16 protein-coding genes and 1 pseudogene are annotated in these 13,773 nt (G+C 59.2%); 6 read left to right on the top strand and 11 right to left on the bottom strand.

The window, feature by feature from the left end; all coding sequences use genetic code 11:
• The first annotated feature begins 3 nt into the window (after positions 1-3).
• Positions 4-927 carry a hypothetical protein gene (locus FXO12_RS28395; protein ID WP_057977565.1) on the top strand — a complete coding sequence of 308 codons (924 nt, stop codon included), beginning with the start codon at positions 4-6 and terminating at the stop codon, positions 925-927.
• A gap of 217 nt (positions 928-1,144) precedes the next feature.
• Here FXO12_RS28395 and FXO12_RS28390 read toward each other — a convergent pair whose 3' ends face one another.
• Complete coding sequence (locus FXO12_RS28390) at positions 1,145-1,660, bottom strand: GNAT family N-acetyltransferase (protein WP_057977563.1); 516 nt, start codon at positions 1,658-1,660, stop codon at positions 1,145-1,147.
• 118 nt (positions 1,661-1,778) lie between these two features.
• On the opposite strand from FXO12_RS28390, the gene FXO12_RS28385 reads away from it, so the two are divergent.
• Positions 1,779-2,273 (top strand): GNAT family N-acetyltransferase, encoded by a 495-nt coding sequence (locus tag FXO12_RS28385; protein WP_057977561.1) that lies wholly within the window; start codon positions 1,779-1,781, stop codon positions 2,271-2,273.
• Positions 2,274-2,279: 6 nt separating this feature from the next.
• Here FXO12_RS28385 and FXO12_RS28380 read toward each other — a convergent pair whose 3' ends face one another.
• Positions 2,280-2,513, bottom strand: coding sequence for a hypothetical protein (locus FXO12_RS28380; RefSeq protein ID WP_057977558.1), 234 nt, complete (start codon positions 2,511-2,513; stop codon positions 2,280-2,282).
• Positions 2,514-2,673: 160 nt separating this feature from the next.
• Here FXO12_RS28380 and FXO12_RS28375 point away from each other — a divergent pair, with 160 nt between their 5' ends.
• A complete protein-coding gene (locus tag FXO12_RS28375) occupies positions 2,674-3,216 on the top strand; it encodes a GNAT family N-acetyltransferase (RefSeq protein ID WP_057977556.1) in 543 nt (180 codons plus the stop codon).
• A gap of 86 nt (positions 3,217-3,302) precedes the next feature.
• Here FXO12_RS28375 and FXO12_RS28370 read toward each other — a convergent pair whose 3' ends face one another.
• Entirely contained in the window at positions 3,303-4,031 is a 729-nt protein-coding gene (locus tag FXO12_RS28370) for a hypothetical protein (RefSeq protein ID WP_057977554.1), read from the bottom strand.
• A gap of 329 nt (positions 4,032-4,360) precedes the next feature.
• Between FXO12_RS28370 and FXO12_RS28365 the strand changes: the two genes are divergently transcribed.
• Positions 4,361-5,014 carry a cytochrome b gene (locus tag FXO12_RS28365; RefSeq protein WP_232458787.1) on the top strand — a complete coding sequence of 218 codons (654 nt, stop codon included), beginning with the start codon at positions 4,361-4,363 and terminating at the stop codon, positions 5,012-5,014.
• 31 nt (positions 5,015-5,045) lie between these two features.
• On the opposite strand, the gene FXO12_RS28360 is transcribed toward FXO12_RS28365, so the two are convergent.
• Positions 5,046-5,189 carry a hypothetical protein gene (locus tag FXO12_RS28360; protein WP_157717990.1) on the bottom strand — a complete coding sequence of 48 codons (144 nt, stop codon included), beginning with the start codon at positions 5,187-5,189 and terminating at the stop codon, positions 5,046-5,048.
• 138 nt (positions 5,190-5,327) lie between these two features.
• On the opposite strand from FXO12_RS28360, the gene FXO12_RS28355 reads away from it, so the two are divergent.
• Positions 5,328-5,693, top strand: a complete 366-nt coding sequence (locus FXO12_RS28355) for a hypothetical protein (RefSeq protein WP_054896287.1) — start codon at positions 5,328-5,330, stop codon at positions 5,691-5,693.
• A 36-nt stretch (positions 5,694-5,729) separates the two neighbouring features.
• Here FXO12_RS28355 and FXO12_RS28350 read toward each other — a convergent pair whose 3' ends face one another.
• The gene (locus FXO12_RS28350; protein ID WP_054896288.1) at positions 5,730-6,446 is read right to left on the bottom strand and encodes a class I SAM-dependent methyltransferase; all 717 of its coding nucleotides are present in this window, start codon (positions 6,444-6,446) and stop codon (positions 5,730-5,732) included.
• A gap of 185 nt (positions 6,447-6,631) precedes the next feature.
• Between FXO12_RS28350 and FXO12_RS28345 the strand changes: the two genes are divergently transcribed.
• Complete coding sequence (locus FXO12_RS28345) at positions 6,632-7,012, top strand: cupin domain-containing protein (protein ID WP_057977550.1); 381 nt, start codon at positions 6,632-6,634, stop codon at positions 7,010-7,012.
• Positions 7,013-7,156: 144 nt separating this feature from the next.
• On the opposite strand, the gene FXO12_RS28340 is transcribed toward FXO12_RS28345, so the two are convergent.
• The 6 genes and pseudogenes from FXO12_RS28340 to FXO12_RS28315 all read right to left on the bottom strand — a co-directional run bounded on the left by FXO12_RS28340 (position 7,157) and on the right by FXO12_RS28315 (position 13,769).
• On the bottom strand, positions 7,157-8,242 hold the full coding sequence (locus tag FXO12_RS28340; protein WP_057977549.1) for a GlxA family transcriptional regulator: 1,086 nt from the start codon (positions 8,240-8,242) through the stop codon (positions 7,157-7,159).
• A gap of 22 nt (positions 8,243-8,264) precedes the next feature.
• Positions 8,265-9,671, bottom strand: coding sequence for an amino acid permease (locus tag FXO12_RS28335; protein ID WP_057977547.1), 1,407 nt, complete (start codon positions 9,669-9,671; stop codon positions 8,265-8,267).
• 138 nt (positions 9,672-9,809) lie between these two features.
• Entirely contained in the window at positions 9,810-10,550 is a 741-nt protein-coding gene (locus FXO12_RS28330) for a BPL-N domain-containing protein (protein ID WP_057977546.1), read from the bottom strand.
• Positions 10,551-10,660: 110 nt separating this feature from the next.
• A pseudogene (locus tag FXO12_RS28325) lies at positions 10,661-11,089 on the bottom strand (OPT/YSL family transporter); the annotation flags it as partial.
• Positions 11,090-11,207: 118 nt separating this feature from the next.
• Positions 11,208-12,938 carry an OPT family oligopeptide transporter gene (locus FXO12_RS28320; protein ID WP_057977545.1) on the bottom strand — a complete coding sequence of 577 codons (1,731 nt, stop codon included), beginning with the start codon at positions 12,936-12,938 and terminating at the stop codon, positions 11,208-11,210.
• 204 nt (positions 12,939-13,142) lie between these two features.
• Positions 13,143-13,769 carry a glutathione S-transferase family protein gene (locus FXO12_RS28315; RefSeq protein WP_034126187.1) on the bottom strand — a complete coding sequence of 209 codons (627 nt, stop codon included), beginning with the start codon at positions 13,767-13,769 and terminating at the stop codon, positions 13,143-13,145.
• Between the last annotated feature and the right edge of the window lie 4 nt (positions 13,770-13,773).

The raw sequence follows: 13,773 nt of genomic DNA, 5'->3' as shown, positions 1-13,773 counted from the left end.
AATATGGCAAATTTTGAAGCGATCGCCATTGGGGCAGAAACCGCTGATTTACACAGCACCATCCAAGTTGCGCTAGCAAATATTCCAGTCTTCAATACGAATATTGAGTCCAGTTTCCTAGGCCATCCAAACCTTAGCCGCGAAAGGCTGAAATCACTTAATAAGCTCCTTAATGATTTATCACGCTACCGAGGTAAAGGCGACCGTCAAATTGATCTCGTGGTTTTTCCAGAAGTAAGCGTTCCGTATGCTTGGGAATCCATGTTGGTGGCATGGGCTCGCAAGCACCGGATAGGGGTCGTATGCGGGCTTGAGCACCAAGTCGATAAAAGGGGAAAAGCGTTAAATCAAGTTCTGGCAGCGCTGCCTTATCAGACGGTGTCAGGACACTGGGCTTGTATACCTATCCGCAGGTTGAAACGATTTTACTCGCCGGAAGAAGAATTCATCCTACTCAACGAAGGACTAAAAATCCCTGTCAGTAAAGAGCCATATCATCTCTTCAGATGGCGAGGCGCAAGCTTTACGATATATAACTGCTTTGAGCTAGCATCAATCGAGGACAGGTCTTTATTCAAAGGCAAAGTTGACTTCATTGTTGCGTCAGAGTTCAATCGCGACGTCAACTACTTCTCAAATGTTATTGAGTCGGCGGCTCGAGATCTACATTGCTATGTTGTACAGGTTAACGATTCAAGCTTCGGTGATTCCAGAGTGGTTAGCCCCTCAAGTTCCGAAATGATGAACCCGTTGAGGATCAAAGGAGGAGACAACCTGACTTTTCTTACAATGAGCTTGGACTTGACCGCATTGAGGACGCATCAGCGCAAAGGTTACGGTTTGCAGAAGGCCTCAAAGGGGTTCAAGCCCACGCCCCCTGGTTTTCCTATTAATGAGGTCCATGCACGCATTAACCTTGGCAAATAGATAATAGCAGCCAGATACGCAGTCTGTGACTATCAATGCCTGAGGCGGAAAGCCGGAGCAGTTTTCAGATGGTGATGAGGAAAATCACCCAATGCATCCGGTTTGAGGCCAGACACACGTGTCCGCGAATGGTTGATAAATGCCGTTTACCAGCGTCAGCCTTTGGCCGATTTCTGCCGTTCGTGCAGGCCAGCAATCGCAAACCCGATACCCAGAGTTAACCCCCCGGTATCCGGTACACAACCGAATCATATTTCTCCGCCATCCGCCTTTCGATGACCACTCCCCCCAAAGCTTCAGCAATACGCCGACTCGCACCATTCTGCGTCGCAACAGGATAGATAAAGTTCTTCGCCACCACCCACTGGCTAGCCCACTGAACAACCGCCCGCACCGCTTCACCACCAAACCCCAGCCCATGTTTATCTTCACGGATCCAGATCCCCAACTCCGGTGTTTCACTGGCGGTATGGTGCAGCCCGACCAAGCCAGTAAAACGAGCACCTACCCGCTCCCTGACCGTGAACACGATGTCGCTGCCATCCGCTATCGCAGGCAGCCACCGCCCCCAGACTTGCGCGTACTCTTCCAGCGAGGCAGGCGGTTCCCAGGACATGTAGCGAGTCAGTGCCGGAGTGATACAAGCGAACGACTCAACAGCGTCCTGCTCGCAGAAGGGCTCGATGCTCAGGCGTTGCGAGAGAATGCGGATTGCGTGGGTGTCCACTGGCATAGCAATTTCCTTCCTAGGGCCGTTACTCCATATATGCCGTGAACATACCATGCAGGTCGCGTCATCAGTATCAGGCTCTCTATACTGAGCCCCCAGGATGGTAGTTGGAGCACCCAATATGCCCGTCGCACCCAATCAAAATTCCCCCATCATTTTGGTCCCGGTTCAACAAAGCGACTTGGATAATCTGGTAGCCATTCGAATCGAGGCCATGCGCGAAAGCCTGGAGCGTGTTGGGCGATTTGACCCAGTGCGTGCGCGGGAGCGGTTTCTTGGCGGCTTTGAAGCTCGCGACACACGCTATATCGAGGCGTCTGGAGAGAGGGTGGGTTTCGTAGTGGTCAAACATCACCCCAATGAACTCTTGCTCGACCACTTGTATGTCAGGCCGGGCGCGCAAGGTTCAGGGGTAGGGTCTGCTGTTCTCTCTCAGATTTTCAAAGAGGCGGATGCGGCTGCGCTGCCTATCAAAGTGGGGGCTCTCAAAGAAAGCGCTTCGAATCGCTTTTATACCCGCCATGGCTTCCAGTTCATCGAAAGCAGTGAGTTCGACAATTATTATGTTCGTCAGCCTAGTCCGGCGATTGGCGCTCATTCCGGAACCATGGGCTGACTGGCACTAGCCCTTCAGCTCATTAGCCCGATTGCTCGCCGCGTCGTCATACGCCACATACAGCGACTCTGCAATTTGGCTTTTGATCGCCTTGGTGGCCTCCAGCCCCAGCACAAAACCCTCGGCTTTACCGCCAGCACGGTTGAGTTCTTCATGGGTGGAGGCGCCAGTAATAGCGTCAAGCAGCTTGGCGGCGTGGGGGCCGACGCCTTTGGGGAGGGAGATCTGGTCGATGGACATTATCGCTACCTTGAAAAATTGAGTTCGGGAGCGAGTGGAACCACTGCCGGGGCTGGCATGGTAGACCTGTTTGCCATGAAAGGGGTCGCTTTACGCGCAGCGGCGCTATTCTTTGCGGTTACGCAGTCAGATTGGGGCATTGATCAATCTGGAGGGGCTTATGGAGTATTACGTTGAGGGCTACTGCCTTCGGCCATTGTGGGGCGACGATTTCGAGAGGATCAGCCGTTACGAACGCGTCAACCGCAGGCATCTGCAACCCTGGGAGCCGCTCCGGGACGAGGAATATTTCACCACGGGCAACGCCAAGGCCAGAGTCGAGCAGCAGGTGAACAATATGCACGCTGGCAACGCTCTGTGTTTCCTCTTGCTTGAACCTGAGAGCGGAGAGGTTCTAGCGCGGTGTAACTACACGAACATTGTGAGAGGCGTTTTTCAGGCCTGTCATCTTGGCTTCTCGCTGGCAGAGTCTGCCCAGGGTCGCGGCCTGATGAAAAAAACACTTCAGGTCACTAACCGTCATTGCTTTGAGCAGTTGGGTCTTCATCGGATCATGGCCAATCATTTACCCCGCAATGTACGGAGTGAACGCCTCCTGGAGTCGCTGGGGTTTGAGAAGGAAGGACATGCGCGAGCCTATCTGAAAATCGCTGGCGTCTGGGAGGACCATACGTTGAGATCGTTGATCAACCCTGAACAATAAGGCGCCCCCTGCCACTGAGGCGACGCACGCATGCGCGAGCTGACTGCCGCCGACCGGTCCTCGACGACAGCCGCAGGTCGCGCCGATCAAGCCTGGGTGCTGAACCCCTGGGCGGCACGCCGCTCCAACATCGCCCGCTCAGTCTCTTGCGTCGCGCGCTCGCCGTTGGAAGACAATTGGTTTATGAAAAACTGGTTTCTGCCCGCTTTAATATCCGACGGGTCATGCGTTCTGAACAAGGGCGCCAGATCAATAGTGCTGGCGAAGTTTTCATTGGTCAGGCTGTAGTAGCCCAGGGTGCTTCCCGACCGGGGTGAACCTGCGTCTACCATGTCGATGGCGGCGTTGCGGTAGGCCACGGCTGTGGCTTTCAGCTCAACGGATTGATTGAGCAGAACCGTCAGCCTCTCGGTCGCCTCACGGCTGAGCTGGCCAGCCGTATCGAGCACTTTCAGCCGTCCGTCAGCCTCAACGGTAAAACCGTACCCGGTGCTGGCCAGGTCGGGCGCAGTGGCTGCCAGGTTCGCTTCGAATGTCTGGAAGGAAGCTTTCAGCGCACTTTGCGCGCCATTGAACAGGTCGACGAAACGAGGAAAGTGCGGCGATTCGGAGCGACCGACCCAGGTATCAACGGCCTCCGGGGCTTGTGCCGTGGTTGTCGCCGCTTCACTGGGATGGTAAATGGCCGCGGGGCCGGCGTTTGCCAGGGCTTGCTTGGCGGGGTCCGTCGACGCCTGGGGTACGAGCTTCTGCTCAGAAGGCGTGAGGTTGAGATTGGCCGGTGGAATATAGGCAGGGCTAACGGAAAGTGCCATTTAATCGGTCCTTGATTAGCGGGTTCATACGGGTTATCGACCATAAACGCGTCAGCTTTAGACCGTCACGGGAGCAAGCTCCCTCGCCACAGCTTTTGATCGTTCCACGCCCTGCGCAAGAACGAACACGCGCCCGAAGCATTCCTGATGCTCGAAGGCTCGCCACGGGGCATTTTGAATACCGGGCATGAAGGTGGGGAGCGTACGGCTGAAAATGCTCGGTGGATTTGAACAGGCTACGCCCATGCCGTTAGGCATCCAGATCACACCCTGAGGGATGCATGTTTTCTTGATGTTTCGACACGACCGCTGCCTGTGTCTCCTTGTATATGATCTGGTCACCGCCAGATTCATTCTGGCCGCTTATCATCTGTCGCCTCAATGCGCTTGAAAAAGAACGCAAGGCGACTCGCCAGAAGGATACGACAATGACGACTTGCGCACCCCCTGCTGGGTCACGTGAACACTACGACTCGGTAAGCCGAGCAGTGCATTGGCTGATGTTCCTGTTGTTTGCGTGGATCTATTGCTCAGCCATAACCCATTACCTGGCGTCAGACTCAGCGCTGGATAAATGGCTGTGGCCCTTTCACAAACCCGTAGGGTTGTTATTACTGGTGTTGCTGATCCTACGTGCCAGCTGGAGTCTGCTGAACCAACACCGGCGCCCACTCAGCATCAGCCGTTTCGCCGCCGCCGGGCACGGCATGCTGTATGCACTGATGTTCCTGATCCCGCTGATCGGGATGATCCGCCAGTACGGCTCCGGCCGGGCTTTTTCTGCGTTTGGCGTGCAGGTCATGGAGGGGTTCGAGGGGGAAAAAATCCAGTGGATGGTTGATCTGGGCAGCAACTTTCATAGCTTGCTGGGTTGGACAATGCTGGTGCTTATCCTCGGGCATGTCGGGGCGGTGGTCATGCACTATAGGCAGGGCGATAAGCAGGTACTGCGGCGTATGACAAGAGGGGTGCGCCAGCACTGAAGTGACGCGGCCCACAGGTAGGGCCGCGCTGTCAGGATTGCTCCAACACCACCGGCTTGATCGCCCGCCCATGCTGGCGCGCCGTGACCAGGCCGATGGTCGATGACACTTCGCTGCAATGACCAGGCCACTTGCATTGCGGTACCCTCTCCACCGCGTTGGCGATGGAACACAAACGGGGATACCCGGATATCGTTGCCGAGGATTGCTTGAATGAGTGGCAACGCTTGCGCCCCGCGCTTCAATAACGCCCGCTCTGATCAGCCTATCGCCTGATGCCCCAACCCACTCCCAGGATTCACGGATTTCCTTTATGCCGCCTGCCTCACGCGACCACGCCCGTATCGAACGCCGTCTCATCGCGGCGCTGACCGACGCCTGCGAGATCGCAAAGGTCGAAATTCCGGGCTTCGACTGGTTGACCCACACCGTCGACTACCACGCGTTTCCCCAAAGCCTGCGGGTGATCTGGGTGTTCGACAGCGTTGCGAGCAAGGCTCGCGCCCTTGCGACCGGCGGGGACGCCCGTATGCGCGAGCTGACTACCGCCGCGCTGGATGACGCCGACGTGCACGTCCCGAACATCGCCCGCTGCGTCAGTTTCGACTCCGAAGAGGAATGCCACCTTCGGCATGGCGGCGATTGGCGTCGGCGGCTGGCTACTCTCCGGGGGATCTGAATCGCGCCACGGCTCACTGAGCAACGGGAGACCTCGCTACCCCACCTTGCACGTCAACCAAGCCCCCCAGAAAAGGCTGCTGAAGAAACGCGTCGCGTCGCCGAAGCCAGCGTCATGCAACAGCTTCTGAACCGCGGCCTCGGAATGGGGCGGGTCAGCGCCTTGAAGGATTTTGCCGAGCTTGGCCTTCACTTCGTCCGGGGTGGCGCCATGCTGACGCCAGCGTTGGCCCCATGCCGCCAGCAGCAACGGCTGGCTGGCATACGCGTAATGATTGCCCGCGACGATCAGCGGTGCCCCCGGTTTCAGGTGCGCCCGAATCGATCGCAGCATCCGGTCCTTGGCGTCATCCCCCCCCAGATGGTGGAGCACACCGATCAAGGTGGCGGCGTCGTATGACGCGTCTGCTGCCAGGTCTTCAAGCGTCCCGAGATGCAGGGTTGTTCTATCAAGCAGGTGGTTGGCTTCCAACTGCTGCCTTGCCGCGTCCAGCATCGGCTGCGAGGGATCAACCGCCATGAAGCACCAGCCTGGTTCAAGGTTGGCCATGGCGATGATCTCCTGCGCCGTACCGCCGGCGCCGACCACCAGTATCTTGGCCGAAGGGGCATCGCCAAGGCTCGCCGCGAGCATGCAGGCTGCCAGATCCTGGCACGCGTCATAGCCCGCCAACGCGATACGGCTTTGTCGCGCGTACTCGTTGGCTCTTGAGGTATCGAATTTGTCAGCAGGGTTGGATGAGGATGAGTTCAAGGCGGTTCTCCGTGGCCTTGAAGGAAATTACGTTAACCGTGGCAGTAAGAAAAATGCATTAATTTTATGTGCTGCATTCCCGTGGGGAATGCGGGGGTGTAGGAGTGGAAGCGTTGCAGGATCGTACAAGCCTATGACCTGTCGGCCCGGATAATCTGGCCTTCTCACCGACAGGAAGGCTCAGCATGACTCACCTACAGCAACCCGCCCAACCGATAAACCTCGCGCACAAAGCCTCGCTCATCGACCAACAATGGAGCCCAAGAGTGGTTGCCGAAATGAACGACTACCAGTTCAAGGTGGTGCGTATCGAGGGTGAATTCATTTGGCATTCGCACCCCGAAACCGATGAAGCGTTCCTGGTGCTTGAAGGCACGCTGCGTATCGACCTGCCGGATGGCCCGGTGTATGTGAAGCCGGGTGAGTTGTATGTGGTGCCGCGTGGCATTGAGCACAGGACGGCGGCCGAAGGTGAAGCCAGGCTGATGATGATCGAGCCTAGGGGCATTCTGAATACCGGGCATGAAGGCGGTGAGCGCACCGCGTTGAATGACCAGTGGATTTGAGCGCCGAGGCTTATTGCCTTCTGTAGGAGCGAGCTTGCTCGCGAAAAACGCCAACGATAACGCGTGCTTCCTGAATGAGCGCGGCGCCTGTGAGTTTTTCGCGAGCGAGCTCGCTCCTACTGGCATTCGGGCAAGCCCCAAGCCCTATCGCCTTTGAATCTGCACCGTAGCAAACGTCGGCTCGTCGCGCGCCTGCTCCAGTGTATTCCTGGGCTGTTGCGGGGCCCGGGATTGCCCCTCTGGCCGTAACGCTGGCGGCGGATGCAGGCGCATGTCCGAGCGCTCATCGCTGGGCGCAACGCCGAAGAAATCCCGATAGCACTTGGAAAAATGCGGCGTGGACACAAAGCCGCAAATCACCGCCAGCTCGACAATCGAAATGGGCGTCTGCATCAGCAACTGGCGCGCACGGGTCAGGCGCAGCTTGAGGTAATAGCGCGATGGCGTGCAGTACAGGTGCTTCTGGAACATGCGCTCCAACTGGCGGCGGGACACGTGCACGTAGGCGGCCAGTTCGTCGAGGTCGATGGGTTCTTCCAGGTTGGACTCCATCAGGGCGACCACTTCTTGCAGCTTGGGCTGTTGCGTGCCGAGCAGGTGTTTGAGCGGCACGCGTTGGTGGTCGCGCTCGTTGCGAATGCGCTCGTACACGAACATCTGGGAAATCGCCGCCGACAGCGTGTGCCCGTGATCGCGGCCGATCAGGTGCAGCATCATGTCCAGCGGCGCAGTGCCGCCAGAGCTGGTAAAGCGGTTGCCATCGAGCGTGAATACGCTGGAGCTGACTTTGACGCGGGTAAACGCCTCCTGCATCGACGCCATCAGCTCCCAATGCACGCTGCACTGGAAGCCATCGAGCAACCCCGCCTGGGCCAGTGCCCAACTGCCGGTGCACACCGCGCCGAGACGTTTGCAGTACAGGCGCGCCTGGCTGCGCAACCAGGCGATGAGCGCAGGGCTGATAGCCTGTTGAATGCCCACGCCGCCGCACACGATCACCGCATCGAAGCCGCGCTGGTCCTGCGCGCACGCGTCCGGGGTCACCGACACGCCATCGCTGGCCCACACCGGCTGGCCGTCCAGGCTGAGGGTTTGCCAACGGTAGAGTTCTTCGCCCGCCAATTGGTTGGCCATGCGCAGCGGCTCGACCGCACATGACAGCGATATCAGCGTGAATTGGTCCAGCAGCAAAAAGCCGATGGTCTGGCAAACAGATGCCTCGGTTTCCATCACCGCTACCCCACAGGCGTGATCAGGAATGTTCCAGCGCCACCGGCTTGGGTGCCCGGTTGTGCTGACGCGACGTAACCAGGCCGATAAAGGAAATCACCAACGCCAGGCCAATGGTCGAGGACACTTCGGTGCGGTGTTCCGGCGTCACCATCATCACCCCCAGGGCCAGGCAGATGAACACGATCACCAGATAAGTCAGCCACGGAAATAGCCACATACGAAAGGTCAGTTCGACGTTCTGCCGAAGCAGCAAGCGACGCATACGCAGTTGCGAGATAGCGATGACCAGGTACACCAACAACGCGATGGCCCCGGAGCTGGCGAGCAGGAACTGGAACAGACCGGCCGGCATGAAGTAGCTCAGCAACGTAACGCCCGCACCGATGATGGTGCTGGCGATCACCGCCGCCCTGGGCACGCCCGCCTTCGAGGTGATTTTAAGCGCCGGCGGCGCATCGCCGCGTTTGCCCAGGGAAAACAGCATGCGCGAAGAAATGTAGATCGAGGAGTTCATGCAACTGGCTACCGCGATCAACACCACCACATCGACCATGAATTTGGCGTTGGGGATATTCATAATTTCCAGTGCGCGCTGATAGGAACCCACGGAGGCCAACAGCGGATCGTTCCAGGGCACCACGGAAATCACGACGGAGATCGACAACAGGTAGAACACGCCAATGCGCCAGATCACCGAACGGGTGGCCTTGGCGATGTTCTGCGCCGGGTTGCTCGATTCTGCTGCAGCGATGGTCACCGCTTCGGTGCCGATGAAACTGAACATGATGGTAATGAACGCGCCCACCACCGCCGACAGGCCGTTGGGAGCAAACCCGCCGTGTTCCTCCATCAAGCGGCTCAAGCCGCTGGCTTCGCGATCCGGGATCCAGCCCATGAGGACGCTGAAGCCCAGGCCGATAAAGCCGACGATGGCAATCACCTTGGCCATGGCGAACCAGAATTCGAATTCGCCGTATTTGGCCACGCTGAACAGATTGGTGATCACCAGCAGAACGATTGAAACCAAGGCAAAGAGCCACGCATCAACCTGAGGGAACCACTGATTGAGCACATGCCCGGCGGCCAAGGCTTCGATGGGAATGACCAGCACCCAGAACCACCAATACAACCAGCCGATGGTGAACCCCGCCCACGGGCCGATGGCCTGGTCGGCGTAGGTGGAAAACGAGCCAGTGTCCGGGCGTGCCACCGCCATTTCCCCCAGCATGCGCATGACCAGCACCACCAACAGGCCGGAAAACAGATAAGCCAGCAACACCGCTGGCCCGGCGGCGGCGATGGCGTGTCCGGAGCCGACAAACAACCCCGCGCCGATGATGCCAGCGATGGACAACATGGTCACATGGCGCGGCTTGAAGCCCTGCGCAAGCTGACCGTTGGAATCGTTGCAGTTGAGGCTAGTCATTGTTTTTGTTGTTCTCGGGCGGCCAATGACCTTCACCTTAAGTGCCCGAGGCCAGGCACAAGTAGCCTGGTTACGCCACCATCGTGCCTGATATCGACATGGGGAATAGTGGCATCCTGAAGTAACGGGCGGCGCGCCCTACTCTTGCGCGCTACGTATCAACGACCCGAACAGCTCACCACGCGGCATCTTGCTCAGCTCGATATCGGCATTTTCAAACCATTCCCGCCCGGCTTCCGGGTGCGGCCCGCTCAGCACCACCACGCCACGTTCGTAGGTATAGCGCGCTGCCGCCACGTCGCCATTATGGTAGGTCGCGATGACCTTGTAAGGCGCAGCGGCGCTAGCTTTGGGGAAGTAAGGGCCATCCTGATAGAACACAGAGTCAGGTTGCCCGTCCCACGTCACCCGCACGGCGGCGTCCTCAATACCGGACACTTCAAAACCGGGACGGCCAGCTTCGGTATCAAGCGCCTGGGGGATCAGGCCGAGGTTGTTGTCGTCGGCCAGGTAGGCGCCCATGCACAGGCCCAGGTAGCGGCCGCCTTTGGCGACGTAATCGCGGATGGCTTCGGCACGCGCATCGCCCAGGCTGTCGAGGGCGGCCGGGATGTCCTGGCCACCGCCGGGTTGCACGTATAGATCGTAGCGCGCCAGGGTTTGCGGGGTGATGTCGATGGGTTCGTCGGCACCGACGAAGTCGATCTGGTAATTGGGGTCCAGGCGCTGCAGGGCGGTTTTCACGTTTTCCGAGCAGTCGGGGCAGCCTGCCGGGCCTCGGTAGATGGCGACATGGGTGACGGGGCCTGCGCCGTGTACGGGCAAAGGATGCAGCGTAGCAAAGGCGAGAAACGTGGCAGCGATGGCAGGCAGTTTCATGGGCTAGGCTCAACGGTCAGTTGAATGGGTTTGATCCAGTGGTCGCAGCGCCAAGCCTATAACGGTGAGCCTTTTGAATTCGTGAAGAGTTGTAAATCCACGAGTCCCATTTATCCACTTCCCAGCATCTGCCATAACGACGCGCCCACGCCAGTAATGCTCTCACCGGCGATCAGCCCCGCCGCTGCCGTGATCGCAAAGCGCTGCGTCACACTTGGCCAGCGACAGCTCACGGCCCAGGTCATGATCGCGCCAAGGGCCATCATCAGCGACACCGACGCAGGCAAGACAAACGCCAGTCCCAAGGCTGCCGCACTTGGCAGATAGCGGGCGCGATGGGTGGGCAGCGTGCTATCGAGTATGCCCAGCAGTACGCCGCACAGGCTTGCAACAGCAATGGCCCAGCGGATGCTGGGTGACAACGAATCCAGCCCGTGGGTCAGGGTTTGGGCCACGGCTTTCCAAATGGCGACGGCCGGGGCTGGCCATTGTTCGGTGAGCAGCATGGTTTGCGGGTCGGGGATCAACGCCAGGTACGCGGTTTCATGGGCTAGGCTCAACGGTCAGTTGAATGGGTTTGATCCAGTGGTCGCAGCGCCAAGCCTATAACGGTGAGCCTTTTGAATTCGTGAAGAGTTGTAAATCCACGAGTCCCATTTATCCACTTCCCAGCATCTGCCATAACGACGCGCCCACGCCAGTAATGCTCTCACCGGCGATCAGCCCCGCCGCTGCCGTGATCGCAAAGCGCTGCGTCACACTTGGCCAGCGACAGCTCACGGCCCAGGTCATGATCGCGCCAAGGGCCATCATCAGCGACACCGACGCAGGCAAGACAAACGCCAGTCCCAAGGCTGCCGCACTTGGCAGATAGCGGGCGCGATGGGTGGGCAGCGTGCTATCGAGTATGCCCAGCAGTACGCCGCACAGGCTTGCAACAGCAATGGCCCAGCGGATGCTGGGTGACAACGAATCCAGCCCGTGGGTCAGGGTTTGGGCCACGGCTTTCCAAATGGCGACGGCCGGGGCTGGCCATTGTTCGGTGAGCAGCATGGTTTGCGGGTCGGGGATCAACGCCAGGTACGCGAATACGCCGACGACGCTGCCGACAAAAATCCCGAGAATCTGGGCGATAACCTGTTTGTGCGGCGTCGCGCCAATCGCTTTGCCCACCTTGAAGTCATTCATCAGGTCTGTGCACTGCCCCGCCGAACCGCCGGCGGTGTTGGCGCTCATCAGGTTGATCGGCACCTGGCCCGGCGCAACGATGCCAAAACTCAGCTGAGACAGTTGCCCGATGGCGCCAATCGGCGGAATACCGGTCGCCCCCACCACCCGCGCCGCCACGGCGGCCAGGCAGATCGCCAGGGGAATGGTCAGCAGCGCCATCCCAAGGTTGATACCGAACAACAGCGCTTGCAGGCTCACCACCAACGCAATCGCCAAGGCAAACCCCACGGCAGGCCCAGGCTTGGGAACCGCCCAAGGCGTGCCGCCAGCCGCTCGGGTTGAGCGATGCAACGCCCACAGGCGAATCGCCAGGGACGCCAGGGTGGAACACACCATCAGGCTCACCCCAGGCCACAGCAGCCATTCCACCAGCGCGGCAAACTGCGGGCCGCTGCTGTCAGCGGGCAAGCTCACCAAGCCATTGGCCAACAGCCACGGCCCCAACCCGCCCCATGCCAGCAAGGCGCCGAGCAGCAGGGTCAGGCCCACGCGAATGCCGATGATGCCGCCGAACCCCAGCAACAGCAGAGAGGGGTCGGCGGTGAAGGTCAGGCGCTCCAACTGGGCGTTCGGCGACCAGCGCGGGAAGGCCCACATAAAAGTATCCACCCACTTGACCAACCCGGACAACAACGCTGCGCCGAGCAGCACTTTCAAGCGCGTGGCGGCTTCGCGACCATGGTTGTAGATGTGCAGCAGGGTCTCCAGGGTGGCCATGCCTTCAGGAAACTTCAGTGCCTTGTCATTGAGCAATGAAGGCCGCAGGTACCACGCGATCCAGATCCCCAGGAAACTCACCGAGAACACCCAGGCGATCATCGGCAGCGCCGCCAGTTGGTTGCCGGTGAGCAAGGTATAAGCCGGGATGGGCGCGACCAGCCCGCCGGAAATGATCGACGCCGCGGCAGAGGCCACGGTCTGGTTGATATTGCTCTCGTGCAGGGTCCACGGCAGGTGTTCAGCGGAACGCCGGGCCAGGCCTTGCCAGAGGCCATAACCGATCAGCAAGGCGATGATCGACATATTGAACGACCAGCCGATCTTCAAGCCTGCGTAGACATTGGAAGGGGTGAGCAGGATGCCCAGCACGATCCCGGTGATAACTGCCCGCAGGCTCAGTTCGCGCTCTACGGGCGCGATTGACGAGGTGGAGTGCATGCAGATTCCTTTCGAGAAAAGCCAGTGCCACCTTTTAAGTGAGCGCTGGGAGACTCGAAGGTTCACCTGCCGAAACGGGTTCTGTAGGAGCGAGCTTGCTCGCGAAAAACCCAAAGGCGCCGCGTTCATCCAGGAAACACGCGTTATCGTTTACGTTTTTCGCGAGCAAGCTCGCTCCTACAGGAGGCGGTGTCGGTGGGCCCGCTATTTGGCGAACGCGTATTCCCCGCCCCGCTCCACCGCCTTGCGGTATGCCGGGCGCGCCTGGAGCTTTTGCAGCCATGCGGCCAAGTTCGGGTAGGCCTGCAATTTGCCCTGGGCCTGGGCGACTTCGCCGATAAAGCTCATCTGAATATCCGCGCCGCTGAGTGCGTCGCCCACCAGGTACGGCGTGTGGCCCAGCACGTCATTCAGGTAGCCCAGGTAATTGGCCAGCTCCGATTCGATCCGCGGATGCAGCGGCGCGCCCGCTTCACCCAGGCGTCCGACGTAGAGGTTGAGCATCAGCGGCAGCATGGCCGAGCCTTCGGCGAAGTGCAGCCATTGCACATAGCTGTCATAGGCGTCGGTAGCCGGGTCGGGTTGCAGTTGGCCGTTGCCGTGGCGGCGGATGAGGTAGTCGATGATCGCGGCGGACTCGATCAGCACACGAGAGCCGTCTTCAATCACCGGGGATTTGCCCAGGGGGTGAATGGCCTTGAGTTCAGGCGGCGCCAGGTTGGTCTTGGCGTCGCGCTGGTAGCGCTTGATGTCGTAGGGCAGGCCCAGTTCTTCAAGCGCCCACAGGATACGTTGCGAGCGGGAGTTGTTGAGGTGGTGAACAGTGATCATCGAG

It is taken from the genome of Pseudomonas sp. J380 (genome assembly GCF_009827115.1).
In the GTDB taxonomy this organism is placed as follows: Bacteria; Pseudomonadota; Gammaproteobacteria; order Pseudomonadales; family Pseudomonadaceae; genus Aquipseudomonas; species Aquipseudomonas paracarnis.
The sequence above is the reverse complement of the archived record's forward strand: the minus strand, read 5'-3'. Positions and strand labels throughout refer to the sequence as shown.